Origin of the sequence: Mycobacterium bulgaricum, from assembly GCF_041287165.2 — a bacterium.
Classification (GTDB): Bacteria; Actinomycetota; Actinomycetes; order Mycobacteriales; family Mycobacteriaceae; genus Mycobacterium; species Mycobacterium bulgaricum.
Genome location: NZ_JBGGKV020000001.1, coordinates 566,445 through 590,996, shown reverse-complemented (window position 1 = coordinate 590,996; position 24,552 = coordinate 566,445). Strand labels below are relative to the sequence as shown.

At 67.1% G+C, this 24,552-nt stretch carries 24 protein-coding genes; 19 read left to right on the top strand and 5 right to left on the bottom strand.

The features are described from left to right. Positions 1-28 precede the first annotated feature (28 nt). From ACAG24_RS02925 to ACAG24_RS02895, 7 genes are read left to right on the top strand one after another with little or no spacing between them, the layout of a single operon-like run. On the top strand, positions 29-1,099 hold the full coding sequence (locus ACAG24_RS02925; protein WP_370471185.1) for an NAD(P)-dependent alcohol dehydrogenase: 1,071 nt from the start codon (positions 29-31) through the stop codon (positions 1,097-1,099). Further along, complete coding sequence (locus ACAG24_RS02920; RefSeq protein ID WP_370471184.1) at positions 1,092-1,601, top strand: nuclear transport factor 2 family protein; 510 nt, start codon at positions 1,092-1,094, stop codon at positions 1,599-1,601. Before ACAG24_RS02925 ends, ACAG24_RS02920 begins: the two co-directional genes overlap by 8 nt. A gap of 38 nt (positions 1,602-1,639) precedes the next feature. Beyond that, positions 1,640-2,815 carry a hypothetical protein gene (locus tag ACAG24_RS02915; RefSeq protein WP_370471183.1) on the top strand — a complete coding sequence of 392 codons (1,176 nt, stop codon included), beginning with the start codon at positions 1,640-1,642 and terminating at the stop codon, positions 2,813-2,815. A 1-nt stretch (position 2,816) separates the two neighbouring features. Beyond that, complete coding sequence (locus ACAG24_RS02910; protein ID WP_370471182.1) at positions 2,817-3,470, top strand: DUF4129 domain-containing protein; 654 nt, start codon at positions 2,817-2,819, stop codon at positions 3,468-3,470. Next, positions 3,467-4,618 (top strand): DUF4350 domain-containing protein, encoded by a 1,152-nt coding sequence (locus ACAG24_RS02905; RefSeq protein ID WP_370471181.1) that lies wholly within the window; start codon positions 3,467-3,469, stop codon positions 4,616-4,618. The genes ACAG24_RS02910 and ACAG24_RS02905 overlap by 4 nt, the downstream gene beginning before the upstream one ends. Before the next feature lie 38 nt (positions 4,619-4,656). Beyond that, positions 4,657-5,577 (top strand): AAA family ATPase, encoded by a 921-nt coding sequence (locus ACAG24_RS02900; RefSeq protein WP_370471766.1) that lies wholly within the window; start codon positions 4,657-4,659, stop codon positions 5,575-5,577. Further along, entirely contained in the window at positions 5,577-6,899 is a 1,323-nt protein-coding gene (locus ACAG24_RS02895; RefSeq protein WP_370471180.1) for a DUF58 domain-containing protein, read from the top strand. The genes ACAG24_RS02900 and ACAG24_RS02895 overlap by 1 nt, the downstream gene beginning before the upstream one ends. A 7-nt stretch (positions 6,900-6,906) precedes the next feature. On the opposite strand, the gene ACAG24_RS02890 is transcribed toward ACAG24_RS02895, so the two are convergent. After that, positions 6,907-7,899: a stage II sporulation protein M gene (locus ACAG24_RS02890; protein WP_370471179.1), complete on the bottom strand. Its 993-nt coding sequence runs from the start codon at positions 7,897-7,899 to the stop codon at positions 6,907-6,909. A gap of 28 nt (positions 7,900-7,927) precedes the next feature. Here ACAG24_RS02890 and ACAG24_RS02885 point away from each other — a divergent pair, with 28 nt between their 5' ends. Next, on the top strand, positions 7,928-8,779 hold the full coding sequence (locus tag ACAG24_RS02885) for an RDD family protein (RefSeq protein WP_370471178.1): 852 nt from the start codon (positions 7,928-7,930) through the stop codon (positions 8,777-8,779). Positions 8,780-8,800: 21 nt separating this feature from the next. Here the strand turns inward: ACAG24_RS02885 and ACAG24_RS02880 are convergent, their stop codons facing one another. Further along, positions 8,801-10,150: a carotenoid oxygenase family protein gene (locus tag ACAG24_RS02880; protein ID WP_370471177.1), complete on the bottom strand. Its 1,350-nt coding sequence runs from the start codon at positions 10,148-10,150 to the stop codon at positions 8,801-8,803. A 120-nt stretch (positions 10,151-10,270) separates the two neighbouring features. On the opposite strand from ACAG24_RS02880, the gene ACAG24_RS02875 reads away from it, so the two are divergent. The 4 genes from ACAG24_RS02875 to ACAG24_RS02860 all read left to right on the top strand — a co-directional run bounded on the left by ACAG24_RS02875 (position 10,271) and on the right by ACAG24_RS02860 (position 14,260). After that, positions 10,271-10,798: a PadR family transcriptional regulator gene (locus tag ACAG24_RS02875; protein ID WP_370471176.1), complete on the top strand. Its 528-nt coding sequence runs from the start codon at positions 10,271-10,273 to the stop codon at positions 10,796-10,798. A 95-nt stretch (positions 10,799-10,893) separates the two neighbouring features. Then, positions 10,894-11,592, top strand: coding sequence for a PadR family transcriptional regulator (locus ACAG24_RS02870; protein WP_370471175.1), 699 nt, complete (start codon positions 10,894-10,896; stop codon positions 11,590-11,592). Between the two features lie 97 nt (positions 11,593-11,689). Continuing rightward, positions 11,690-12,577, top strand: a complete 888-nt coding sequence (locus tag ACAG24_RS02865) for an oxidoreductase (protein WP_370471174.1) — start codon at positions 11,690-11,692, stop codon at positions 12,575-12,577. Between the two features lie 78 nt (positions 12,578-12,655). Continuing rightward, the gene (locus tag ACAG24_RS02860; protein WP_370471173.1) at positions 12,656-14,260 is read left to right on the top strand and encodes a peptide chain release factor 3; all 1,605 of its coding nucleotides are present in this window, start codon (positions 12,656-12,658) and stop codon (positions 14,258-14,260) included. On the opposite strand, the gene glpK is transcribed toward ACAG24_RS02860, so the two are convergent. Further along, positions 14,257-15,777 (bottom strand): glycerol kinase GlpK, encoded by a 1,521-nt coding sequence (glpK, locus tag ACAG24_RS02855; RefSeq protein ID WP_370471172.1) that lies wholly within the window; start codon positions 15,775-15,777, stop codon positions 14,257-14,259. The two genes, ACAG24_RS02860 and glpK, sit on opposite strands and share 4 nt — an antisense overlap. Before the next feature lie 93 nt (positions 15,778-15,870). Between glpK and ACAG24_RS02850 the strand changes: the two genes are divergently transcribed. The 7 genes from ACAG24_RS02850 to ACAG24_RS02820 all read left to right on the top strand — a co-directional run bounded on the left by ACAG24_RS02850 (position 15,871) and on the right by ACAG24_RS02820 (position 22,507). Beyond that, the gene (locus tag ACAG24_RS02850; protein ID WP_370471171.1) at positions 15,871-16,239 is read left to right on the top strand and encodes a hypothetical protein; all 369 of its coding nucleotides are present in this window, start codon (positions 15,871-15,873) and stop codon (positions 16,237-16,239) included. A gap of 32 nt (positions 16,240-16,271) precedes the next feature. Next, the gene (locus ACAG24_RS02845; protein ID WP_370471170.1) at positions 16,272-17,006 is read left to right on the top strand and encodes a class I SAM-dependent methyltransferase; all 735 of its coding nucleotides are present in this window, start codon (positions 16,272-16,274) and stop codon (positions 17,004-17,006) included. Between the two features lie 10 nt (positions 17,007-17,016). Then, complete coding sequence (locus ACAG24_RS02840) at positions 17,017-18,507, top strand: glutamate-cysteine ligase family protein (protein ID WP_370471169.1); 1,491 nt, start codon at positions 17,017-17,019, stop codon at positions 18,505-18,507. A 23-nt stretch (positions 18,508-18,530) separates the two neighbouring features. Then, positions 18,531-19,202: an SAM-dependent methyltransferase gene (locus tag ACAG24_RS02835; RefSeq protein WP_370471168.1), complete on the top strand. Its 672-nt coding sequence runs from the start codon at positions 18,531-18,533 to the stop codon at positions 19,200-19,202. 133 nt (positions 19,203-19,335) lie between these two features. Then, positions 19,336-19,911, top strand: coding sequence for a TetR/AcrR family transcriptional regulator (locus ACAG24_RS02830; RefSeq protein ID WP_370471167.1), 576 nt, complete (start codon positions 19,336-19,338; stop codon positions 19,909-19,911). A 24-nt stretch (positions 19,912-19,935) separates the two neighbouring features. Further along, the gene (locus ACAG24_RS02825) at positions 19,936-21,129 is read left to right on the top strand and encodes a cytochrome P450 (protein ID WP_370471765.1); all 1,194 of its coding nucleotides are present in this window, start codon (positions 19,936-19,938) and stop codon (positions 21,127-21,129) included. A gap of 73 nt (positions 21,130-21,202) precedes the next feature. Then, positions 21,203-22,507: a sensor domain-containing phosphodiesterase gene (locus ACAG24_RS02820; protein WP_370471166.1), complete on the top strand. Its 1,305-nt coding sequence runs from the start codon at positions 21,203-21,205 to the stop codon at positions 22,505-22,507. Here the strand turns inward: ACAG24_RS02820 and egtE are convergent. Then, entirely contained in the window at positions 22,497-23,576 is a 1,080-nt protein-coding gene (gene egtE / locus ACAG24_RS02815; protein ID WP_370471165.1) for an ergothioneine biosynthesis PLP-dependent enzyme EgtE, read from the bottom strand. The genes ACAG24_RS02820 and egtE overlap by 11 nt on opposite strands. A 13-nt stretch (positions 23,577-23,589) precedes the next feature. After that, complete coding sequence (egtD, locus tag ACAG24_RS02810) at positions 23,590-24,552, bottom strand: L-histidine N(alpha)-methyltransferase (RefSeq protein WP_370471764.1); 963 nt, start codon at positions 24,550-24,552, stop codon at positions 23,590-23,592.

Below are 24,552 nucleotides of genomic sequence, written 5' to 3'. Positions count from 1 at the left end.
GGGCACACTTCGACAACCGAGGAGTCTTATGAAGATGCGGGCAGCGCGGATGTACGGTTACAAGCAACCGCTGCAGCTTGAGGAGATCGACGTCCCCATCCCGGGGCCCGAGGAGGTACTCATCCGGGTCGGTGGCGCGGGCATGTGCCGCACCGACTTTCAGCTGATAGACGGATATTTCGACACCGGTTTGGCGATGGACTTTCCGATCACACCGGGGCACGAGGTCGCCGGTTGGATCGACGGGATCGGCTCCGCCGTCCCGAAGTCGGCCGGGTTGAGCGAGGGCGACCAGGTCGTGGTGTTCGGCAGTTGGGGCGACGGAGCGTGCCGGCAATGCCACGAAGGCAACGAGCAATTGTGTGCCCACGGTGTGTGGGCCGGTTTCGGCCGTCACGGCGGATACCAGGAATACATGCCCGTCGACTATCGCTACCTGATCAAGATTCCCGGACCGAGCGAACTGTCGCCGGAGAACTTGGCCCCGCTCACTGACGCAGGCCTGACACCCTACCGCGGGCTCAAGAAGCTCCTTGCTGCAGGCCATCTCGGCCCTGGCCGCACGTTGGCGGTGTCCGGGGTGGGTGGACTCGGCAGTTACGCGACGCAGTACGCCAAGCTGCTCGGCGGCGGTGCACAAGTAATTGCCTTTGCGCGCAGTGACGACAAGCTGAAGATCGCCAAAGACAACGGCGCCGATCACGTCGTCAACGTCCGCGGGAAGGACACCGATGCCGTCCGCTCGGAACTTGAATCACTCACCGGGAGAGCTGATTTGGATGCAGTCATCGAATGTGCCGGTTCCGAGGATTCGATACGACTCGCCTTCTCGTTGCTGGCAACCGAAGGTGCTGTGGCTTCGGTCGGGCTGATCGGCAACCGGGTCGACATTCCGCTGTTTCCCTTGGTGGCACGCGAATACACATTCTTCGGATCGTTCTGGGGCAACTACAACGACCTGATCGAGGTGCTGGCGCTCGCTCAGGCAGGGCAGATCAAGCATTCCGTCACCAGGGTGCGCTTCGATGATGTCAACGAAACGTTGGACGCCATTGCAGCCGGCGACGTTCTCGGGCGGGCGGTGATCGTCTATGACTAAGCCCGCAGCCGTTCTTCGCTTGTCTCTGATTGCACTGCTGACGGTAATTCTCGCAAGCCAGGCGACAGGAACGGCAACGGCCCAACGTCACGATGAGGTCGAATCCCGCAACCTCGCGACGGTGCAACACGGATTCGATGCCTGGAGGGCCGGCACAGGTAGTCCCTACGACGCCCTCGCCGACGACGCCACGTGGGAAATCGTCGGGAACTCGGCGGTGTCCCGCGTCTACACCAGCAAGGAGGACTTCCTCGCCGCAGTCATTCGGCCGTTCAATTCCCGTATGTTGCAGCGGCTCGTTCCGACCATTCGCGACATCTACGCCGATGGTGACACCGTGATCGTCTTCTTCGACGCCGAAGGGACTGCTCTCGACGGGATTCCGTACCGAAACACGTACTCGTGGTTCCTGACGTTCAATCAGGACAACATCGTCAGAGCTTCTGCCTTCTTCGATTCGATCGCCTTCAACGATCTGTGGGAGCGCGTCCCTGCCGGCTGACGTTGTCAATTTCGCCGGTGATCGACAGGATGGTGCCCATGACCTACGACGCCGGCGGTTACGGGCCGGCGGGGCCACCACCCCACGGCGCGGCACCGCAGGGATATCCTCCGCCCGGCTACGGACCCCCACCCGGTTACGGACCCCCGCCCGGTTACGGTCCTCCGCCCGGTTGGCAGGCGCCGGGTTACGCACCCGGGTACGGAACGCCCGGTTATCCCCCGCCCTACGGCCAGCCGCCGGTGATCAAACCCGGCGTCGTCCCCCTGCGCCCAATGACGTTGTCCGACATGTTCAACGGCGCCGTGGCCTACATCCGCGCCAATCCCAAAGCCACCCTGGGTCTGACGACGATCGTCGTGGTGGTCGCACAGCTCATCACGCTGGTGCTGTCGTTCTTTCCGCTCGCCTTCACCAGCGACCTCGCGGGCGCCCTCGAAGGCGACGCGTCCGCGGAGGTGGTCGTCGGCTGGGTGGCGTCAGCGCTCGCCGGCGGTCTCACCACCGCGCTGTCGATGACCATCTTGAGCGGACTCCTCACCGTCGTCATCGGACGTTCGGTGTTCGGGTCCGGCATCACGATCGGCGAGGCGTGGCAGAGGCTCAAACCGCGAGTCTGGGCACTGATCGGGTTCTCGCTGCTCAAGACCGTGGCCTTGGTGCTGTGGTTCGTCATCGTGGGCGGCTTGGTGGTGCTCACCGCGTCCACCGTGGGCGGGGTCGGAGCCTTCGTCATCGGTGCACCACTGGTGCTCCTCGCGATCGCCGCAGCGGTCTGGGCGTCGGTGGTGTTGACGTTCTCCCCGGTGATCATCGTGCTCGAGCGGCGCGACATCATGACGTCGATCACCCGATCGTTCGCGCTCATCAAGGGCGACTTCTGGCGCGTGTTCGGAATCTGGCTGCTCGCCTACATCGTCGCGCAGTTCGTCGCGGGCGCGGTGTCGATTCCGTTCACGATCGGCAGCCAGGTCGCATTGACCGTGTCGGCGACGACGGCGTCGTTCATGCTGTCGCTGGTATTGGCCTCCGTCGGCGGGGCCGTCGGCCAGATCATCACGGGGCCGTTCACGGCGGGAATCGCCGTGCTGCAGTACACCGACCGCCGCATCCGCGCGGAAGCCTTCGATCTCGTCCTGCAGACAGGCGCTTCCGCCGGTCCGTACGCTCCGGCCAACTCGACCGACGACCTCTGGCTGACCGGCCCCCGCTGACGTGTCGACGATAGACATCGACCGCGACGCGGCGCATGACGCCGCGCAGGCCGAACTCGGGAAGTCCATCTACCCGAAACCGTCGGCGCTGGAGATGGTCAGCGACTGGCTCGAGGAACTGCTGTACCGGCTCACCGCAGGCGCGTCGAAGTTTCCCGGCGGCTGGCTCACCGTGTCGGTCCTGGTGATCCTTTCCGCTGTGGCGGTCTTCATCGCGATCCGCATCGCACGGCGAGCCATGCGCAGCAGTCGAAACGATGCGCCCGCACTGTTCGGCGATCACCTGCTCAGCGCCGCTGAGCACCGTGCTACAGCCGAACGCTGTGCCGCAGCAGGGGATTGGGCGCCGGCCATCCGCCACCGCCTGCGCGCCGTCGCGCGTCAGCTTGAGGAGAACGGCATCCTCGACCCCGTGCCCGGGCGCACGGCGACCGAACTCGCGCGCACGGCCGGTCGCGCGCTACCCGGCTTGGCCACCGAGATGGGCTCCGCTGCAGAGATTTTCAACGACGTCACCTATGGGGAGCGGCCGGCGACGGAACCGCACTACCGCATGATCGCCGACCTGGACGGCAGGCTGGGTCGGCAGACTGCGCCGGCCCCCGAGGATGCAGGGTCCGCGACCTCCTCCCAGCCGTGGGCGGAGGTGCGGTGAGCGTCGACACGTCGACGGCGGTCGGGACGCCGATCAGCCGGCGATGGCGCGGCGCGCGATGGGTCCTGCTGGCGTTGGCCGCGATCGTGGCCGTCGCCACCCTGACGACCTGGCTCACCGCCCCGCGGCCGGGCGGGCGGCTCGACCCGGCCTCCACTTCACCCGAGGGCGTCCACGCGCTGATGGCATTGCTTCGCGACCACGGCGTCACTGTCGTCGAAGCCGACTCGATCACCGACGTCGAGCGCGAAGCCCGCGACGACACCCTGCTGGTCGCAGCGCAGACCTTCCACCTGTTCGATGATGAGCTGCTGCAGCGCCTTTCCGATCTCCCCGGCGACCGTCTTCTGATCGCACCCATCGGTCGGACCCGCGAGACGCTCGCCCCCGAACTGGATCGCGTGGACACCACGGAGTACACCGGGCTCTCCCCCGACTGCGACCTGCGCGAGGCAAACCAGGCCGGCACAGTGCTATTCGGGGTTACCGACACCTTCGACGCGAGGGGCTCCGTCCCGGTCACCCGCTGCTATGACGGTGCGCTGACCCGCTACACCGACGACGGACGCACCATCACCGTGGTGGGCAGCGACGAATTCGTCCTGAACGCTGGCCTGCTCGACGAGGGCAACGCGGCACTGGCGATGAACCTGGCGGGCACCCGGCCCCGGATGATCTGGTACGCCCCACAGCGCAGCGAGGGCGGTGACTCCTCCGGTACGGCACAGTTCACCGATCTCATTCCCCCGCAGGTGTACTGGATGGTGGTGCAGCTCGTGCTGGGCGTCGCCCTGCTCGCGTGGTGGCGCGGCAGGCGCGTCGGCCCGCTGGTCGCCGAGCAACTGCCCGTGGTGGTGCGCGCGTCCGAGACGGTCGAGGGCCGCGGCCGCCTGTACCGATCCCGCCGCGCCAGGGATGTCGCCGCCGAATCGCTACGCACGTCGGCGCGCCAGCGCATGCTCCCCCGTCTCGGTCTCCATCAGGCGGCATCGCAATCCGAGGTCGTCGCAGCCGTCGCAGACCGCAGCGGTCTCGACCATCAGGACGTCGGCCATACCCTGTACGGACAACCGCCCGCGACCGACACCGATCTGGTGAATCTCGCCCGTGCACTCGACGACATCGAAAGGCAGGTCGCACAGTCGTGACAGAGCCCACCCATCACGAGGCTGCCCGCAACGCGCTGATGGCCCTGCGCGCCGAGATCGCCAAAGTGGTCGTCGGCCAGGACGCCGTGGTGAGTGGTCTGGTGATCGCCCTGCTGTGCCGCGGGCACGTACTACTGGAAGGCGTTCCAGGAGTGGCGAAGACGCTGCTGGTGCGCACCCTGGCCTCGGCGCTGCAGTTGGAGTTCAAGAGAGTGCAGTTCACTCCCGACCTGATGCCCGGCGATGTCACCGGGTCGCTGGTCTACGACGCGCGCACCGCGGAATTCGAGTTCAGGGCCGGGCCCGTGTTCACCAATCTGATGCTGGCCGACGAGATCAACCGCACCCCGCCGAAGACGCAGGCCGCGCTGCTGGAGGCGATGGAGGAGCGTCAGGTCAGCGTCGACGGTGAGCCGCGCGCACTGCCAGACCCGTTCATCGTGGCCGCGACGCAGAACCCGATCGAGTACGAAGGCACCTATCAGCTTCCCGAGGCGCAACTCGACAGGTTCCTGTTGAAACTCAACGTTCCTCTGCCGCCGCGGGATCAGGAGATCGCGATCCTGACCCGGCATGCGCGTGGTTTCGATCCGCGGGACCTGTCGTTCGTGAAGCCGGTCGCCGGTCCGGCGGAGTTCGCCGCAGGCCGCGAGGCCGTTCGTCAGGTACTCGTCGCGGATGAGGTTCTCGGTTACATCGTCGACATCGTCGGGGCGACAAGAAACTCACCGTCGCTGCAGCTGGGGGTGTCCCCCCGCGGCGCGACGGCTCTGCTGGCCACGGCGAGGTCCTGGGCATGGCTGTCGGGACGTGGCTACGTGACACCCGACGACGTCAAGGCGATGGCCCGCCCGACGCTGCGGCACCGCGTGGCCTTGCGGCCGGAAGCCGAGCTGGAAGGGGCCAGCGCCGACGGCGTCATCGAGGGCATCCTCTCGTCGGTACCCGTCCCGCGATAGTGGTTCTCACTGGTCGCACCGGGCTGATCGCACTCCTGTGCGCACTGCCGATCGCGCTCTCGCCCGCTCCCGCAGTGACTTTCGCGGTTCTTGCGGCCCTGCTCGCCATTGCTGTGGCGGTGGATGTGGCGCTGGCGGGCAGCCCGCGGTCTCTGCGGTTGACCCGCAGCGGGTCGACGTCGGCCCGGCTGGGGCAGCCGGTGACCGCCGAGCTCACCGTCGAGAACGGCGGGCGTTCCCGATTTCGCGGCGTCGTCCGCGATGCCTGGGCGCCCAGCGCCTGCGCCCTGCCGCGAACGCATCCGGTGAATCTCACTGCAGGCCAACAGATTGAGCTCGCCACCGCGTTGCAGCCCGTCCGCCGCGGCGACCAGAAGTCCGCTCTGGTGACCGCACGGTCGGTCGGCCCGCTGGGGCTCGCCGGGCGGCAGGGTTCGCATCGCGTCCCGTGGCAGGTCCGCATCCTGCCACCGTTCCTGTCGCGCAAGCACCTTCCGTCGCGGCTGGCGCGGCTCCGTGAACTGGAGGGCATGACGCCCGTGCTGATCCGCGGGCAGGGCACCGAATTCGACTCGTTACGCGAGTATGTCGTGGGCGACGACGTCCGTTCCATCGACTGGCGTGCCACCGCCCGTCGCGCCGATGTGGTGGTGCGTACCTGGCGTCCCGAACGTGACCGGCGGGTGCTCATCGTGCTGGACACCGGGCGGACCTCGGCCGGCCGGGTCGGTGTGGACCCCACGGCCCAGGATCCGGGCGGCTGGCCCCGGCTCGACTGGTCGATGGATGCCGCTCTGCTGTTGGCGGCATTGGCCGCCCGCGCCGGCGACCACGTCGACTTCCTGGCTCACGACCGCGACACCCGCGCGGCGGTCGTCAACGCGTCGCGTTCCGAGCTGCTGGCCCACCTGGTGGCAGCGATGGCACCGCTGGAACCCGCGCTGGTCGAGTCGGACGCCCGGGCGATGGTGGCTGCGGTCCAGCGTCGCGTGCGACGGCAGGCGCTCGTGGTGATCCTGACCGACCTCAACGCCTCGGCAATCGACGAAGGTCTGCTCAGCGTGCTGCCGCGACTGACCTCCAAGCACCGGGTGATCGTCGCGAGCGTCGCGGATCCGCGCGTCGAGAAGCTTGCGGCCGGCCGCGCCGACGCGGTCGAGGTGTACGACGCCGCGGCGGCGGAGCGCTCCCGCAACGACCGCCGGGCCGTGGCATCAGTGCTGCGGGGGATGGGCGTCGACGTCGTCGATGCTCCGCCCGAAGAGCTGGCACCGGATCTCGCGGATCACTACCTGGCGATGAAAGCAGCCGGCCGGCTGTAACCGAAAGTCAGGCCGTCGGGACCACGTCCGGGGCGTTCTCCATGTCCCCGGTCTCCCCCGCCCGCACCGCCCTGTGGCCGAAGTAGGCGACGTAGGCGACGAACGCCGAGAAGGCCGCCGCACCGATCAGCACGCGCACGGCGGTGGGCAGTGACGACGGCGTCACGAAACCCTCGATCGCACCGCAGATCAACAGCACCACCACGAGCCCGATCGCCACCGCGATCACGGCTCGCCCCTGCTCGGCCAGCACCTGCCCCCGCGGACGATCCCCCGGTGCGATCACCGACCATCCGAGCCGCATGCCGACCCCGGCGGCGACGAACACCGCCGTCAGCTCGAGCAGCCCGTGCGGGGTGATGAGCCCGAGGAAGATGTCGCCGCGGCCCGCCTCGAACATCAGGCCCGCGTTCACGCCGAGGTTGGCGGCGTTCTGAAAGAGGATGTAGGGGATGGGAATTCCGAGTAGTACGGCCATTGCGATGCACTGTGCGGTCACCCACGCGTTGTTCACCCACACCTGCAACGCGAACGAAGCTGCGGGGTGCTCGCTGTAGTAATTGGCGAATTCGTGGTTGACGATCTGCTCGATCTCGCTGGGTGTGCCGATGGTCGCCTGCACCTCCGGGCTGTGGGCGATCCACACCGCGATCACTGCGGCGACGACATAGAACGCCAGGCCCGACGCGACGACCCACCGCCGGGACCGGTAGACGACGACGGGAAACGACACTGTCCAGAACCGGACGAACTCTCGCCACAGTGGCGCGCGGGCACCGGTCACCACCGCGCGCGCCCGTGCCACCAACCCGGACAGCTTGCCCACCAGAACCGCATCCGAGGACGAGGACCGCACGATGGACAGATGCGTCGAGACCCGCTGGTACAGATCGACCAGTTCGTCGACCTCCGCCCCGGTGAGATTGCGCTTGTGCTTCACCAGATGTTCGAGGCGGTCCCACGTCGGGCGGTTCGCCAGGACAAACGCATCGACATCCACATCCGAGATTTTAGTAGCGTGGCTGATTATGGTCGGCCAGCAACAACCCGTGGTGACCGGCGACGCGGTCGTCCTGGAGATCCAGATCGCACAATTGCCGGTCCGAGCGGCATCGGCGTTGATCGACGTCGCCGTCGTGGCGCTCGTCTACGTGATCGGCACGCTCCTGTGGGCGGTGACGCTGACCGACATGGACCCGGCGTTCTCGGCAGCCGTCCTGATCATCTTCACGGTGCTCGCGCTCGTCGGCTATCCGACGGTGTTCGAAACGGCCACCCGCGGCAAGACGCTGGGCAAGATGGCGCTGGGGCTGCGAGTGGTGTCGGAGGACGGCAGCCCGGAGCGGTTCCGTCAGGCCCTGTTCCGCGCCTTGGCGGGTGTGATCGAGCTGTGGATGTTGACGGGCGGTCCCGCGGTGCTGTGCAGCCTTCTCTCACCGAAGGGCAAGCGGATCGGGGACATCTTCGCGGGCACCGTCGTCATCAGCGAGCGCGCCCCCAAACAGGCGCCGCCCCCGGTCATGCCACCGCAGCTCGCGTGGTGGGCATCGACGCTGCAGCTGTCCGGCCTGAGCCCGTCCCAGGCCGAGATCTCCCGCCAATTCCTCTCTCGCGCGTCGCAACTGGCTCCCCGGATCCGCGACGAGATGGCCTACCGGATCACCACGGACGTGGTCGCGCAGATCTCGCCGCCGCCACCGCCGGGGACACCGCCCGCAATGGTCCTCGCCGCCGTCCTCGCCGAGCGCCACCGCCGCGAGCTGAACCGGTTGCAGCAGGCAGCCGCACCCGCGGGTCCCCCGCCGCCGCAGTGGTCCCCACCCCCGCCGCCACCTGCCCCGGCGCCTCCGCGCAGCGACGGGTTTGCCCCGCCGTCGTAACCGTCACAAGGGCCTACGGCGTCAGCCCCAGTCGCCACCGGCGATCCAGTTTCCGTGAAAGCCGTACGGAACCCGTTGCGGGAGCTTGATTCTGGCGACCGGCCGGCCGGCGAAGTCGGAAGCATCGATGATGACGAGGTCGCTGCCGTTGCGCTCGGGATCGTAGACGTACCCCAGATACCAGCCGTTGCTCTCATCTGCCGGGCCCGTCGCCGAGGGCACGAACACGGCCTCTCCGGGTCCGCCGTCGCTGCCGAAGCGGTGCTCCTCGGCGGTGCCCGTCGTCAGGTCGTGCCGGATCAGGCTGGCGCCCCCGACGGACACCGCATAGCGCGCGGGAAGTGTCGCGAGACGGTCGTCGATCCGCGGGAACTCGACAACCCTGTCGTCGAGTTGGCGCTCGCTCACGGTGCCGTTCTTCAGATCGAGCGTCCACGTCCACATCACCCCGTCGGCGTCGAATCCACTGCTGTGGCGCCATAGTTCGGGATAGCGCACCGCCTGCAACGTGATGGAGGCGCCGCCCGTTGTCGTCGTATCGAACGCGTTGGCAACGTGGAAGACGTAACACGGGTCGATGTCGAACCACCGCACCTCACCGTGGGGGTCGTCGCGACGCAGCACGCCGAACCTGGCCCCGTAGTCGTCATCCCACCGGTATGGCATGTCCCCCTCACCGCTCATCGCGATGTCCGCGTTGAACACGATGGGCAGATCCATGAACACCACGTAGTTCGCCGTGAGCGCGAAGTCGTGCATCATCGTCAGCGCGGGAACCTCGAGCGGACGTTCGATCACCAACTCGCCGTTGGCATCTGCGCGGTGATACGTGACATGTGGGGTGAAGAGGTTGCCGTATCCGAAGAAGTGCAGCTCGCCGGTGGTCGGACAGATCTTCGGGTGGGCCGTCATCGAGTCGACGAGCTTGCCGCCGAAGTCGTAGGCTCCCAACGTTTCCAGATCGTCGGCGATCTCGTAGGGCAGCGACGATTCGACCAGTGCAAGCGTCCTGCCCGCATGATTCACGATGTGGGTGTTGGCGACGCTGGCGCGGAGGTTACGGGTTCCGTCCTCGTTGTAGAGCGGGAACGGGTTGACGAAGCTGTCCGTGCGCACCCACCGGTTGCGGTACCACGACGCGCGACCGTTCTCGATGCGTACGCCGTGAATCATGCCGTCGCCGGCAAACCAGTGCCCGGTGGCTTGACGCGGGTTGGGACCGTTGCGCAGGTACCAGCCGTCGAGCTCGGCCGGAATCGCGCCCTCGACAGCCAGATCGGAAGAACTGAGCTCGTCGTGCACGGGGGCATAGTTGCCCATCTGGAAGAAGTTGCCGGTGCCGAACAGGGTCGAGTCGGTGGTCTCGGTCATGGGGTGGCCTCCTGAAGTGGTGGCTCCAGACTGACATCCCACTAATGACATGTCAATAGTGGAATGTCACCGAGCCGGCAATAGTCCAGTTCTGGAATGTCGAAGCCGTACGATGCCGCCATGAGCCTTCGGATCGCAGCGCTCGGCCTTCTGGCCGAGGGTCCCGCCAGCGGGTATGACCTGCTGAAGCATTTCGAGAAGTCGATGGCCAACGTCTGGCCCGCGACCCAGAGTCAGCTGTATTCGGAGCTCAACAAACTGGCTGCCGGCGGTCTCATCGAGGTCATCGCAGTCGGACCGAGGGGCCGCAAGGAGTACCAGATCACGGCGGACGGCCGCGCCGAATTGGTGCGCTGGGTGACCAGTCCGCAGGACGATCCGCCGTTCCGCAGTGCCGCGCTTCTCCGGGTGTTCCTCCTCGGGCTTATTCCGACCGGGGAGGCTCGCTCGCATCTGCACCACATGGCCGAGCACTCCGAGGCGGAGATTCGCCGCCTGTCCGAATTGCGCGATTCGCTGACATGTGGCCGCGTCTTCGACTCGTCTGACGAGGACTTCTTCGGCCTCGCGGCGTTGGAGTACGGGTTGCGCCTCAATGCGATGCAGGCACAGTGGGCCCGCTCGGTCGCCGACCAGCTCGAGGCCTGACGCGACACTAACGTTGCATCACGATAGTTTCCGATATATCGTCTTTATATCGGAAGCGCAGTCCGTGCTTCCTGTCGAACAAAGGACGTACAGACATGAACACCCCATTCACACCTCCGCAGGGCCCCTTCGAGAACCGTGGCTTCGGCTTCGGGTTCAGCCCGGAAGACCGGCGGGCGTTTCACGAACAGCGCAGGCAAGCGCGCCGCGACTTCCGCGACCACGTTCGCGAACACCGCGGTGACGCCGGCTTCGGGCCGGGTTTCGGCCCCGGGTTCGGCTTCGGCCCGGGCGGCCCGGGCCGCGGCTTCGGGTTCGGCCCCGGCGGCCGTCGCGGCGGACCCCGTGGCGGCGGACGCAGCAGACGCGGCGACGTCCGCGTCGCAATCCTGAAGCTGCTCACGGAACGCCCGATGCACGGCTACGAGATGATCCAGGAGATCAACGAACGCAGCCAGCAGCTCTGGAAGCCGAGCCCCGGCTCGGTGTACCCCACGCTGCAGCTTCTCGTCGACGAAGGCCTACTCGTCTCCACCGACGCCGAAGGCAGCAAGAAGCTCTTCGAGCTCACCGAGGAAGGCCGCGCCGCCGCCGAGAAGATCGAGACAGCCCCGTGGGACGAGATCGCCGGAGACGCCGACCCCGGCGCACTGGGCCTGCGCAACGCCGTCGGCCAGCTCGCCGGCGCCGTCATTCAGGCGTCGCACGCGGCCTCCCCCGAGCAGCAGCAGCGCATCGTCGACATCGTGAACAACGCCCGCCGAGAGATCTACTCCATTCTGGGCGAAGACTGACCAAACACGTTGGGAGGGACTGACGCTCTCCCCTTCCGGGGCGTTTCCTTTCGGCCACACCGGAAGAAAACGCCCCGGACGCGTGTAAGTAGGAAGCATGGACCCCCTCGGCTCACACTTCTCCCTCGGCTCACACGATGTCGGACGCGTCGGCTTCGGCGCCATGCAACTCCCCGGCCCCGGCGTCTTCGGACCGCCCCGGGATCACGACCAGGCGATCGCCGTGCTCCAGCGCGTCATCGAGCTCGGCATCAACCACATCGACACCGCACAGTTCTACGGCCCGAACGTCGCCAACGAGCTGATCCGCGAGGCGCTACACCCCTACCCCGCCGACCTCGCACTCGTCAGCAAGGTCGGCGGCAAGCGCGACGACCAAGGCAACTGGCTCGCCGCCCAGCAACCCGACGATCTCCGGCGCGGCATCGAGGAGAACCTCACGACGCTCGGCACCGACAAGCTGGCCGCCGTCAACCTGCGCGTATTCGCGGGCGAGGACCCCAGCGCGCCGGCGGAGGTGGACCACGAGTTGTTCGACGCGCAGCTGACGGCGATGATCGATGCCCGCGACGAAGGTCTCATCGACGGCATCGGACTGAGCAGTATCAGCATCGATCATCTGCGAATTGCGTTGGAGCGCACCGAGATCGTGTGCGTACAGAACGCCTACAACCTCGTCGACCGCACGTCACAGCCGGTCCTGGACCTGTGCACGGAACGCACTATCGCGTTCGTCCCGTTCTTCCCGCTGGGTTCCGGGTTCCTGCCCGACAATCCCGTCCTCAACCACCCCGCGGTGCGGCGCGAGGCGGACAAACTCGGCCGCACCCCAGCCCAGATCGCGCTGGCCTGGACGCTTTCGGTCGCCCCGAACGTGCTGTTGATCCCGGGGACGTCGTCGGTGGGCCACCTGGAGGAGAACACCGCCGTCCGCGACATCGAGCTCGACGACGAGACGAAGCGCGAGCTCGACGCCGCCGCCTGAGCACCTGGGTCGGCGCATCCGGGCGGGCTACCCGCGATTTACGTTTTCGCAGCTGCGGCCAATAAAATCGACGTCAACATGAGCAATCCCACCGACGTTTCGAACGAGGCCCGCCGCCGCAGGACGTTCGCCGTCATCAGCCACCCCGACGCCGGCAAGTCCACGCTGACCGAGGCGCTGGTCCTGCATGCCAAGGCGATCACGGAAGCCGGCGCCATCCACGGCAAGTCGGGTCGCCGCTCGACGGTGTCGGACTGGATGGAGATGGAGAAGGCCCGCGGAATCTCCATCACGTCGACGGCGCTGCAGTTCCCCTACACGACGAACGCCGGCGACATCTGCATCATCAACCTGCTCGACACCCCTGGTCACGCGGACTTCTCCGAGGACACCTACCGCGTGCTGACCGCGGTCGACTCGGCGGTGATGCTCATCGACGCGGCGAAGGGCCTCGAGCCGCAGACACTGAAGCTGTTCCAAGTGTGCAGGCACCGCCGGATCCCGATCATCACGGTCATCAACAAGTGGGACCGGCCCGGCCGTCACGCGCTGGAACTGATGGACGAGATCCAGGCGGAGATCGGTCTGCGACCGACACCGCTGACATGGCCGGTGGGCATCGCGGGCGACTTCAAAGGCGTGCTCGATCGCCGCACCGGCAACTTCATCCGCTTCACCCGCACGGCGGGCGGGGCCACCGCCGCCCCCGAGGAACACATCGACCCGTCCCGCGCCCACGACGTCGCGGGCGTGGACTGGGACACCGCGGTCGAGGAGTCCGAACTGCTGGAGGCCGACGGCGCCGACTTCGACCCGGAGACGTTCCTCAACTGCACGTCGACGCCGGTGCTGTTCACCTCCGCCGCATTGAATTTCGGCGTGAACCAGCTTCTCGACGTCCTCGCGCAGCTCGCGCCGCCGCCGGCCGGGCAGCGGGACGTCGACGGCAACCTCCGCGAGGCAGACGCGCCGTTCAGTGCGTTCGTGTTCAAGGTGCAGGCAGGCATGGACTCCGCCCACCGCGATCGCATCGCGTACGCGCGCGTGTGTTCCGGCACCTTCGAGCGCGGAGATGTCCTGACGCACGCCTCGACCGGCAAGCCGTTCGTCACCAAGTACGCACAGTCGGTCTTCGGACGGGAACGTTCCACGCTCGACACCGCGTGGCCGGGCGACGTCATCGGACTGGCCAACGCCGCAGCGCTACGACCCGGCGACACCCTCTATCAAGATGTCGCGGTGAAATACCCTCCGATTCCGAGCTTTTCGCCAGAACACTTCTCCGTCGCACGGGGTACCGACCCGAGCAAGCACAAGCAGTTCCGCAAGGGCATCGAGCAGCTCGACCAGGAGGGCGTGGTCCAGGTTCTCAAATCGGACCGCCGCGGCGACCAGGCCCCAGTTCTCGCCGCCGTCGGCCCGATGCAGTTCGAGGTGGCCAGCCACCGGATGACGGCCGAGTTCAGCGCGCCGATCTCGTTGGAACCACTCCCCTACACGGTGGCCCGCATCTGTGACCCCGAGGACGCCGAGGTACTGGCGAAGCTGGCGTCGGTAGAGGTCTTCACCCGCACCGACGGGGTCATGCTTGCGGTGTTCTCGACGAAGTGGCGGCTGGAGAACGTCATTCGCGAGAACCCCGACATACACCTGCGATCGCTGGTGGCCGCCGGCAGCAACTAGTCGACGTCGACCCAGTTCAACGTGCGCTCAACGGCTTTGCGCCATCCCGCGTATCCGTCGGCGCGCTGTTGGTCGGACCACTGCGGCGTCCACCGCTTGTCTTCCTGCCAGTTCTCACGCAGATCGTCTGTGCTGCCCCAGAACCCGACCGCCAACCCGGCGGCATAGGCGGCGCCGAGCGCTGTCGTCTCGGCCACCACGGGCTTGACCACCTCGACGCCCAGCACGTCGGCCTGGATCTGCATGCAGAGGTCGTTGGCCGTGATACCGCCGTCGACCTTCAGAACCTCAAGGTGCACACCGGAATCGGCGGCCATCGCGTCGACCACGTCGCGGCTCTGGTAGCAGATCGCCTCCAGCGTCGCGCGGGCCACATGCGCGTTGGTGTTGAAGCGGGACAACCCGACAATCGCGCCGCGGGCATCCGAGCGCCAGTAGGGGGCGAACAGTCCGGAGAACGCGGGCACGAAGTACACCCCGCCGTTGTCCTCGACCTGACGGGCGAGCGCCTCGCTCTGGGATGCCCCGCTGATGATGCCGAGCTGATCGCGCAGCCACTGCACCGCCGATCCGGTGACGGCAATCGAACCCTCAAGCGCATAAACGGGTTTCGCCGGCCCATCGTGGGTGTCGAACTGGTAGCAGACGGTGGTCAATAGCCCGTTCTGTGACCGCACGATGTCCTCGCCGGTGTTCAGCAGCAGGAAATTGCCTGTGCCGTAGGTGTTCTTGGCCTCGCCGGCGTCCAGACACACCTGGCCCACCATGGCGGCCTGCTGGTCGCCGAGGATGCCGGTGATCGGCAGCTCACCGTCCGACACCGACGTCACCCCGAAAGGTTCGGTGGTCGACGACGGCCGGATCTCCGGGAGCATCTGGCGCGGAATCCCGAAGAACCCCAACAGTTCGTCGTCCCAGTCCAGGGTTTCCAGATTCATCAGCATGGTGCGGCTGGCGTTCGTCACATCGGTCGCATGCACGCCGCCGTGCTGGGCGCCGGTCAGATTCCACAACACCCACGTGTCCGTCGTACCGAAGAGGGCGTCGCCCTTTTCCGCGTCGGCGCGCAGGCCTTCGACGTTCTCCAGCAGCCACTGCAGCTTGCCGCCGGAGAAATAGGTGGCAGGCGGGAGGCCGGCCTTCTGGCGGATGACATCCCCGCGGCCGTCGCGGTCCAGAGCGGACGCGATCCGGTCCGTGCGGGTGTCCTGCCACACGATCGCGTTGTAGTACGGCCTTCCGGTGCGCCGGTTCCAGACCAGCGACGTCTCGCGCTGATTGGTGATGCCCAGAGCGGCGAGGTCGCCGGTCGCGAGGTTGGTCTTGTTCAGCGCGGTCGCCAGTACCGATCCGGTGCGTTCCCAGATCTCGACGGGGTTGTGCTCGACCCAGCCCGCCTTCGGCAGGATCTGTTCGTGTTCGAGCTGGTGGCGACCGACCTCAGCGCCGTCGTGGTCGAAGATCATGCAGCGGGTGCTGGTGGTGCCCTGGTCGATTGCAGCGACGAAGTCGGCCATCCGTCCATGATGGACCACAAGACTGGTCTGATCGGCTGAACGCCTCGCCGTCCTTCGGGGTCGCGCTACAGTGCGCAGAGGCGCGACGGAAAGGTGCCGCTCATCAACACTCGATCCCGCCGTATCGGCTTCGCCGGCGTCGCCGCCGCATTCGCGGTCGCGCCTCTGCTGCTCGGCGGAACCGCCCACGCCCAACCCGGTCCACCACCCGCGGACCCCCGGATCGGGTGCGAGTCTCCCGAGTTCGGCGGCGTCTTCGTCCCCGTCACCGCGACGCAGTCCGAATGCCAATACATCGTCACGGGCAGCTTCTACTACGACACGTACGACAACGGCCGGTACACCGGCACGCTCGTGTACCGCGACGGGGCGAAGGTGCCGACCGAACGGCCGCAGATTCCGGAGACGTTCACCATGCCCAGTGGCGAACCACTTTTCATGCCGCCCGGGATGACACCCTGAAGACCGCAGCGCCCGCAGCGGCCCTCTCGCGCATGCCGCGCGGTGGGCCGGATGCGTCCTGTCTGGATCGGCTACTGGAGACCGACCGGCTGGAGTACCTGGACCGCGAGTCCGCCGGCGACGAGGACCTCGAAGCGCGGAAGCGCAGCGTGGTCCGCGCGCTGGACTGGACCGGCCAGGTGTTCGGCCACCACGAGAAGTTCGCGAAGGTCGCGCTCGACGAAGTGGCAGATGTCGCCGACCCCAAGATCCTGGAACTCGGCGCCGGGCACGGCGCGCTGTCCCGCAAGCTGCTGGACTGGCATCCGAGCGCGCAGGTGACCGTGACCGATGTCGAACCTGCCTCGGTGGCCGCGATCGCTGCCTCAGATCTCGGATCTCACCCACGGGCCGTGGTCCGGGAGATGGACGCGACAGCTCTGGACGCCGCCGACGGCGAGTTCGCGCTGGCGGTGTTCGCACTGTCGTTTCATCACCTGCCGCCCGACGCCGCGGCGCAGGTGATGGCCGAAGGCACCCGCGCCGCGGACACGCTGCTCATCATCGATCTGCCGCGTCCGCCCGCGCCGCTGCACCTTGTGCGGTTGGCCACGATGCTGCCGCTGGCGCCGGTGATTCCGTTCGTGCACGACGGTGTGATCAGCTCACTGCGCGCCTACAGCCCGTCGGCACTCCGGGCCCTCGCCGCGCACGCCGGACCATCGATCGACATCGAGCTGCGGGGCGGGTTGTTCAGTCCGCAGGTCGCACTCGCGCGGCGCCGATAGGCTCGGCACCGTGGGCCAAGAAATCGGCGCGGATTTGAAGCAGGCCGAGTTCAGCCGCGCGCACCGCCGCGAGTACCGACGCAAGGTGCAGCTCTGTCTCGACGTGTTCGAGACGATGCTGGCCCAGTCGAGCTTCGACTTCGAGAAGCCGCTGACCGGCATGGAGATCGAGTGCAATCTCGTCGACTCCGCCTACCAGCCGGCGATGAACAACTCCGAGGTGCTGGAAGCGATCGCCGACCCGGCCTATCAGACCGAACTCGGCGCCTACAACATCGAGTTCAACGTGCCGCCGCGCCGGCTCCCGGGCCGCGCCGCGCTCGATCTCGAGGACGAGGTTCGCAAGAGCCTCAATGCGGCCGAGACGAAGGCCAACAGCGACGGGTCGCACATCGTGATGATCGGCATCCTGCCGACCCTGATGCCCGAGCACCTCACGGGCAGGTGGATGAGCGAGTCGGTCCGCTATCAGGCGCTCAACGACTCGATATTCACCGCCCGCGGCGAAGACATCATGATCGACATCGCCGGACCGGAACGGCTGAGCCTGCAGACCGCGTCGATCGCGCCCGAATCCGCCTGCACCAGCATGCAATTGCATCTGCAGGTGTCCCCGGCCGACTTCGCCAGCAACTGGAACGCCGCCCAGGTGATCGCCGGGCCGCAGCTGGCCCTCGGCGCCAACTCCCCGTACTTCTTCGGCCACCACCTGTGGGCCGAGACACGCATCGAGCTGTTCGCGCAGGCCACCGACACCCGGCCGGACGAACTCAAGACGCAGGGCGTCCGACCCCGCGTGTGGTTCGGGGAACGCTGGATCACCTCGATCTTCGACCTGTTCGAGGAGAACGTGCGGTACTTCCCGTCGCTGTTGCCCGAACTCTCCGACGAGGACCCGGTGGCCGAACTCGCGGCGGGCCGCACGCCGCAACTGTCGGAACTGCGGCTGCACAACGGCACCATCTATCGCTGGAACCGTCCGGTGTACGACATCGTGAACGGCAGGCCCCACCTGCGCGTGGAGAACCGGGTGCTTCCCGCGGGACCGACGGTCGTGGACATGATGGCGAACTCCGCCTTCTACTACGGGGTGCTGCGGGCACTGTCCGAAGAGGACCGCCCGCTGTGGACCAAGATGAGTTTTGCTGCGGCAGAAGCGAATTTCGTCGCGGCCGCCAGTCACGGCATGGACGCTCGCCTGTACTGGCCGGGTCTCGGTGAGGTGACGCCCGACGAGCTGATCCTGCGTCAGCTGCTCCCGCTGGCCGAGGAGGGCCTGCGTCGCTGGGAGGTCTCCGCCGAAGTCCGGGACCGCTACCTCGGGGTGATCGAGGGAAGGGCCAAGACGGGACGCAACGGCGCGACCTGGCAATCGGCAACGGTCACTGCGCTGCAGGGCCGCGGCATGAGCCGTCCCGAGGCACTGGCGGAGATGTTGCGGCTCTACTGCGAGCGCATGCATGCCAATGAGCCCGTGCACACCTGGGACCTGCTGACCTGAGGACCGCGGGTACGTTGGCGCCCATGGCCGAGGTGATGGACTGGGACAACGTGTATCGCGGCGAAAGCGAGTTCGAGGGACCTCCGCCGTGGAACATCGGTGAGCCACAACCCGAGCTGGCCGCGCTGTGGCGCGACGGCCGCTTCCGCAGCGAGGTGCTCGACGCCGGATGCGGGCATGCCGAGCTGTCGCTCGCGCTCGCCGCCGACGGCTACACCGTGACAGGCATCGACATCAGCCCGACGGCAGTCGCCGCAGCCACCGAGGCCGCCGCCCAGCGCGGTCTGTCGGAGCGGGCGTCCTTCGTCGCGGCCGACATCACCGCGTTCACCGGATTCGACGGGCGGTTCTCGACCATCGTCGACAGCACGCTGTTCCACTCGATACCCGTCGAGTCACGCGAGGGGTATCTGCACTCCGTGCACAGGGCCGCCGCACCGGGCGCGGGCTTCTTCGTGTTGGTCTTCGCCAAGGGCGCATTCCCGCCCGAGATGGAGCAGGGCCCCAACGAGGTGTCCGAAATCGAACTGCACGAAGCGGTTTCGCAGTACTTCACCATCGACGACATCCGTCCCGCACTGATCCACACGAATGTGCCGAAGATCCCCGGAATGCCGCCACCCTCGCTGGACCTGCTCGACGAGACCGGCCGGATCCGTTTGCAGGCATTCCTGCTCAGCGCCCACAAGTCCTAGCCGCCCTCGGTCGCGCCGAGGGCGCTGATCGGAGCCGGCCAGACGGTTTCGACCACCACTGCTTGACCATGGTCAATCGCGGTGCTTCAATCTGAACATTGTTCGAAACTGAACATTGTTCGAAAGGGGCGACGTGGCGGCCAGGACCCGCAGGGCGGTATCGGTTCTCCCCTACGGCGCCCTGGACCGTGAACACCTGGTCAAGCATCTGCTCGAGCTGGCACGCCGAGTCGGAGTCGAGAACGTGACGATGCGGGCGTTGGCCGCGGAAGCGGGCACCTCGGCGTCGTCGGTGTACTACCACGTCAAGGACAAGGCAGCGCTGCTCGACCTGCTCGCCGAGTCGGTGCTCGGCAGTATCGCGATTCCCACCGAAGGCGATTGGGAACAGCGCATCGCCGAACTCCACACCAACGCGTGGCGTGCCATGGTCGAGGTCCCCGGCATCGCCGCCCTGCTCCAGCAGCGCCCACTGACCGGCGTGGCCAACGTCATGGACAGCGCCGCGAAGTCCATCATGGCCGAATCGGATTGGCCCACTGAGGATATCGACGCCGGTCACGTCGTCCTCTACATCCACCTTCTGGGCTCGGTACAGCTCGAGCACCATCTACGGAGCTCCGGCTCCGACGACGCCTACGCGAGATTCAACCAGGGTCTTCGCGTCATCATCGCAGGGTTGCGCACCTGCCGCCCGTCGGAAGCATGACCCGTGCTCGCAGAGGAGATCGCGATGTCCCATCCGCTGCACTCGCCGGCGTTCTACGCGGGTGATCCGTTCCCGGCGTATCGGGAACTGCGCGAAGCCGACCCGGTGCACTGGAACGAGGAGCACGGCTTCTGGGGTCTGCTCAAGTACGAAGACATCCGATACGTCTCGACCAACCCCGCTCTGTTCTCGTCGGCACGGGGAATCACCGTGCCCGATCCGGCCATCGACAATCCCGTCATGGAAGGCAGCCTGATTTTCACCGACCCGCCGCGGCACCGGCAGCTGCGCAAGCTGATCAATTCCGGCTTCACCCGCCGCCAGGTCGCCATCCTGGAGCCGAAACTGCGGGCCTTCGCGCGGACGGCCCTCGATGCGATCGACCCGGCCGGGAGCATCGAGTTCGCCGAGCAGATCGCGGCGCCGCTGCCCACCCGGATGATCGCCGAGTTGATCGGAGCGCCCGACGAGGACTGGGAACAGTTCCGCCGATGGTCGGACGCGGCGGTGGGAATGGACGATCCCGACGTCGAACTCGACACGTTCACCGCGATGGGCGAGCTCTACCAGTACTTCGAGGCGCTGATCTCGCTGAGGCGCAGCGGAGCGCTCAGCGACGTCGACGATCTGCTCTCCGTCCTGGTGGCGGCCGAGGTGGACGGTGTGCGCCTCAGCGACCAGGACCTCCTGCAGTTCTGCCTGCTACTTCTGGTGGCGGGTAACGAGACCACGCGCAACCTGATCGCGCTCGGCACTCTGGCGCTGATCGAGCATCCGGATCAGCTGCGGCTGCTCCGAGAGCACCCGGAGTTGATCCCGTCGGCAGTCGAGGAACTGCTCAGATTCACCTCACCGGTCGCGAACATGACCCGTTGCGCCACCCGCGACGTCGAGATCAGGGGACGGCTGATCCGCGAGGGGCAGTACGTCACCATGCTCTACGGGTCGGCCAACCGGGACGAAGACGTCTTCGGACCAACCGCCGAGCAGCTCGACATCACCCGGCATCCCAACGCGCATCTCGCATTCGGATGCGGTGAGCATTCCTGCCTGGGTGCTCAGCTGGCCCGCTTGGAGGCCGGTGTTCTCTTCGAGGAGTTGTTGGCGCGCTTCGAGCACATCGAGCTCGACGGTGAGGTCCTTCGGATGCAGGCCACGATGGTGCCCGGGGTCCGGCAGATGCCCGTCACCCTGCAGCAAGCCCGGCTCGCTGTCTAACCGCGTTCATCGACACGTTAGGCAAACTCGACACTTCGTCACGCGGTGGGTACACAATGGCAGTAACAGCCATTTGCCCACACGAGACGAGTCCGCCATCCAATCCAGAAGCGCCCCGTCGACAACGCAGCTGGACGCTGCGGTGTCCGGTAGCGGGCTGGTGCCTGCCTTTCAGCCCGTGGTCACGCTGCCGGACGAAGTGGTCGTCGGCTACGAGGCGTTGGCGCGGTGGCCGTCCCTCGACTATCCGCCGCCTTCGGACGTGTTCGCCCATGCCGCCGCGACCGACAGGCTCGATCAGCTCGACCACGCCTGCATCCGCTCGGCGGCCCGCGCGGCGCTCGACGGCCCGTCCGCTGCGGGCATGCTGCTGCTGGTCAACTGCGAGCCGACCACCGCAGGCATCGAGATGCCGGAAGGTACTGCGCTGTCGGAGGCGGTCAGCAGCTTCAGCATGATGTTCGAACTGACAGAGCGCGGACTGTTGCGCGACCCCCCGGCGCTGCTCCGAAAGGTGGCGGCTCTGCGCTCGCTCGGCGTGATGATCGCACTCGACGACATCGGCGCGCATCCCGATTCTCTGGCGTTGCTGGACATCATCTCCCCCGAGGTGATGAAGATCGATCTCAGACTCGTTCAGCGGCAACCCAATCGCCTGCAGGCGCGCACCATCGCGGCTGTCATCGCCCATCACGAACGCACCGGGGCGATCATCCTGGCCGAGGGCATCGAGACCGACGAGCACCTGGAGCAGGCGCTCGCCTACGGCGCCACGTTGGGCCAGGGTTATCGCTTCGGCCACCCGGGCGCGCTGGGCGCCCCGCAGCACGGCTCGCAGCTACCGCAGCTGCCACCGTCGACCGGGCAACCCGAAACCTCCATGACCCCTTTCGAATTGGCCACCGCCCTCGGCGGTGCTCGCACGGTGCGCAAGAGAACCCTGATCGAACTGTCGCGGCACATCGAGCGCCTTGCGGCGGCCGCGGAAAGTCCGCCGATCGTGCTGTTCACACTGCAACAGCACGAGAACTATCGCGGGCAGACACAGAAGAATTTCACCGTGCTCGCGAAGAAGTCGCCCCTTGTGGTCGCCTACGTCGTGAATGCCGCCGGGGAGCTGGACCCGCGACTGCGATGGGTCGACATCGCCGAGGATGACCCGATGGCTCTGGAGTGGAACATCGTCGTGATCGGTCCCGACACCGCGGCCGCCTTGATCGCTCGCGAACTCGAGCCACCCGGGAGCACGCCCCTGGAAAACGATCGTCGCTTCGAGGCCGTCATCACATTCGATCGCTCCCGAGTCGCCGAGCTCGCGCGCAACCTGCTCCATCGTTGTCCGGCAATGCCATTGAGCGACGGCGCACTCAGCGCTTGACGGCCGCGAGGGCTTTGGCGACGGCGAGAAGGTCGTCCTCGGAGACATCGACGTGCGGGGAGATACGCAGCGCCGGATGATGCATCTGACGCGGAGCACGTTCGATTCCGAGGTAGGTCGTCACGATCCCGCGTTCGGCGATCAGGTGCGCGCGCACCTCCGCGGCGTCGATGCCGTCGGGTGGCTGCAGGGTGGTGATAGCGCTCGGCTCATCGGTGTGTTCGATCACCCGCCAGCCCGGCACATCGGCCAGCACCGTGCGGGCGGCGGCTCCTACCTCACGGAGCCGAGCCTGCATCGCGGAGGGTCCTGCAGCGACGTGCTCGCCCACGGCGATCGAAAAGGCCACGTGCAGTCCGACATTCGCCTCCGCATGGCCGAGCCGCTCCCGTGTCGTATCCGAGAGCACACCGGGACGGGCGGCCAGGAAACCGACCCCCCGCGGGCCCGCGGCCCACTTGCGTGACGACGAGTAGATGGCATCCGCACCGGTGGCGGTCATGTCGAGATGCGCGAAACCCTGTGCCGCGTCGACGATCATCGGGATTCCGTGACCGTGGCACGCGCCGGCCATGGCGTGGACCGGCTGCACGATCCCGCTGTGGCTGCCCAGGACGGTGAAATGGACGAGCGCGGGCGGGTGGTGGCCCAGTGCCGCGCCGACCGCGTTGATGTCGAGGCGGCCGAACTCGTCGACCGGGAGCAGTTGGATGTCGAAACCGTGCCGGGCCATGATGGCCAGGTTGGGGCCGAATTCGCCCGGCAGGCATGCCAGGGTGCGCTCGCCCGTCCAGTCGCCGAGCAGGATGTCCAGCGCGTGATTGGACCCGGTCGTGAAGGAGACACCGGCATCGGGCATCCCGGTCATGGCGCGGACGGCGGCACGACCGGCGTCGAGCACCGGTGCCGCGGCCTGCGCGGCGACATAACCGCCCACCTCGGCCTCGTGGCGCGCGTGCTGGGCGGCGGCCTCGATCACGGCGAAGCTCTGACGTGAGCAGGCCGCACTGTCGACGTGCACACCGGCGACGGGCGGGCGTGCGGCGCGCCAGCTTTCGGCGAGCGTCATGGGGCCGATCCCATCACTTCACCGCCAACGAAAGCCCGAAATCGCCGGCGTCGTCGGTCCACCAATGGGTTCGGCACAGACCCGCGGCGGCCAGTTCGGCCTCCACTCCCTCAGGCCGGAACTTGGACGACACCTCGGTCATCATCTGCTCGCCTTCGGCGAAGTCGACGTCGAGATCCAGCGCCGCGATGCGCACACGCTGCGCGCGCGTGGAGCGCAGCCACATCTCGATGCGTTCCTCGGCAGCATTCCAGACCGCGACGTGCTCGAACTCGTCGACGTCGAAGTCCGCGCCGAGTTCGCGGTTGACCACCGTGAGGACGTTGCGGTTGAAGCGCGCTGTCACACCCGCGCCGTCGTCGTAGGCGCGCACCAGCCGGCCCGGATCTTTGACCAGGTCCGTGCCGAGAAGCAGCGCATCGCCGGGCTGCATCATCTCCGACACCGACGCCAGGAACTCGGCGCGAGGCCCGGGTGTGAGATTGCCGATCGTCGAACCCAGGAACGCGACAAGGCGGCGGCCGACCCGGGGGATCTTGCCGAGGTGCTCCTCGAAATCGCCGCAGACCGCGTCGATATCGACACCGGGGTATTCGCTCTCGATCGCAGCGCCTGCCGCGCGCAGCACGCTGGAGTCGACATCGAAGGGAATGAACCGGCGCAGCGACCCGCCGTCGCGCAGCGCGTCGAGCAGCATCCGCGTCTTCTCCGAGGTACCGCTGCCCAGCTCGACCAGAGTGTCGGCGTCCGACGCCTCGGCGATCTCCGTGGCCCTTGCCTTGAGGATCTGAGCCTCCGTGCGCGTCGGATAGTACTCGGGCAGCCGGGTGATCTGATCGAACAGGTCGCTGCCGACGGAATCGTAGAACCACTTGGGTGGCAACGTCTTCGGATTCTGCGACAGTCCGTGCCGGACATCGCGGCGCAGCGCTTCGTCTGCTGCGTCGGCGGCCAGATAGTTCTCCAGTGCGAACAT

Bases quoted from the DNA above. Each gene is read 5' to 3' on its own strand.
- ACAG24_RS02875 (WP_370471176.1), top strand. From the start codon at position 10,271: ATGAGCCTTCGGATCGCAGCGCTCGGCCTTCTGGCCGAGGGTCCCGCC.
- ACAG24_RS02925 (WP_370471185.1), top strand. From the start codon at position 29: ATGAAGATGCGGGCAGCGCGGATGTACGGTTACAAGCAACCGCTGCAG.
- ACAG24_RS02865 (WP_370471174.1), top strand. From the start codon at position 11,690: ATGGACCCCCTCGGCTCACACTTCTCCCTCGGCTCACACGATGTCGGA.
- egtE (WP_370471165.1), bottom strand. From the start codon at position 23,576: ATGACGCTCGCCGAAAGCTGGCGCGCCGCACGCCCGCCCGTCGCCGGT.
- ACAG24_RS02860 (WP_370471173.1), top strand. From the start codon at position 12,656: ATGAGCAATCCCACCGACGTTTCGAACGAGGCCCGCCGCCGCAGGACG.
- ACAG24_RS02880 (WP_370471177.1), bottom strand. From the start codon at position 10,150: ATGACCGAGACCACCGACTCGACCCTGTTCGGCACCGGCAACTTCTTC.
- ACAG24_RS02825 (WP_370471765.1), top strand. From the start codon at position 19,936: ATGTCCCATCCGCTGCACTCGCCGGCGTTCTACGCGGGTGATCCGTTC.
- ACAG24_RS02920 (WP_370471184.1), top strand. From the start codon at position 1,092: ATGACTAAGCCCGCAGCCGTTCTTCGCTTGTCTCTGATTGCACTGCTG.
- egtD (WP_370471764.1), bottom strand. From the start codon at position 24,552: ATGTTCGCACTGGAGAACTATCTGGCCGCCGACGCAGCAGACGAAGCG.
- ACAG24_RS02900 (WP_370471766.1), top strand. From the start codon at position 4,657: ATGGCCCTGCGCGCCGAGATCGCCAAAGTGGTCGTCGGCCAGGACGCC.
- ACAG24_RS02870 (WP_370471175.1), top strand. From the start codon at position 10,894: ATGAACACCCCATTCACACCTCCGCAGGGCCCCTTCGAGAACCGTGGC.
- ACAG24_RS02835 (WP_370471168.1), top strand. From the start codon at position 18,531: ATGGCCGAGGTGATGGACTGGGACAACGTGTATCGCGGCGAAAGCGAG.
- glpK (WP_370471172.1), bottom strand. From the start codon at position 15,777: ATGGCCGACTTCGTCGCTGCAATCGACCAGGGCACCACCAGCACCCGC.
- ACAG24_RS02845 (WP_370471170.1), top strand. From the start codon at position 16,272: ATGCCGCGCGGTGGGCCGGATGCGTCCTGTCTGGATCGGCTACTGGAG.
- ACAG24_RS02915 (WP_370471183.1), top strand. From the start codon at position 1,640: ATGACCTACGACGCCGGCGGTTACGGGCCGGCGGGGCCACCACCCCAC.
- ACAG24_RS02885 (WP_370471178.1), top strand. From the start codon at position 7,928: ATGGTCGGCCAGCAACAACCCGTGGTGACCGGCGACGCGGTCGTCCTG.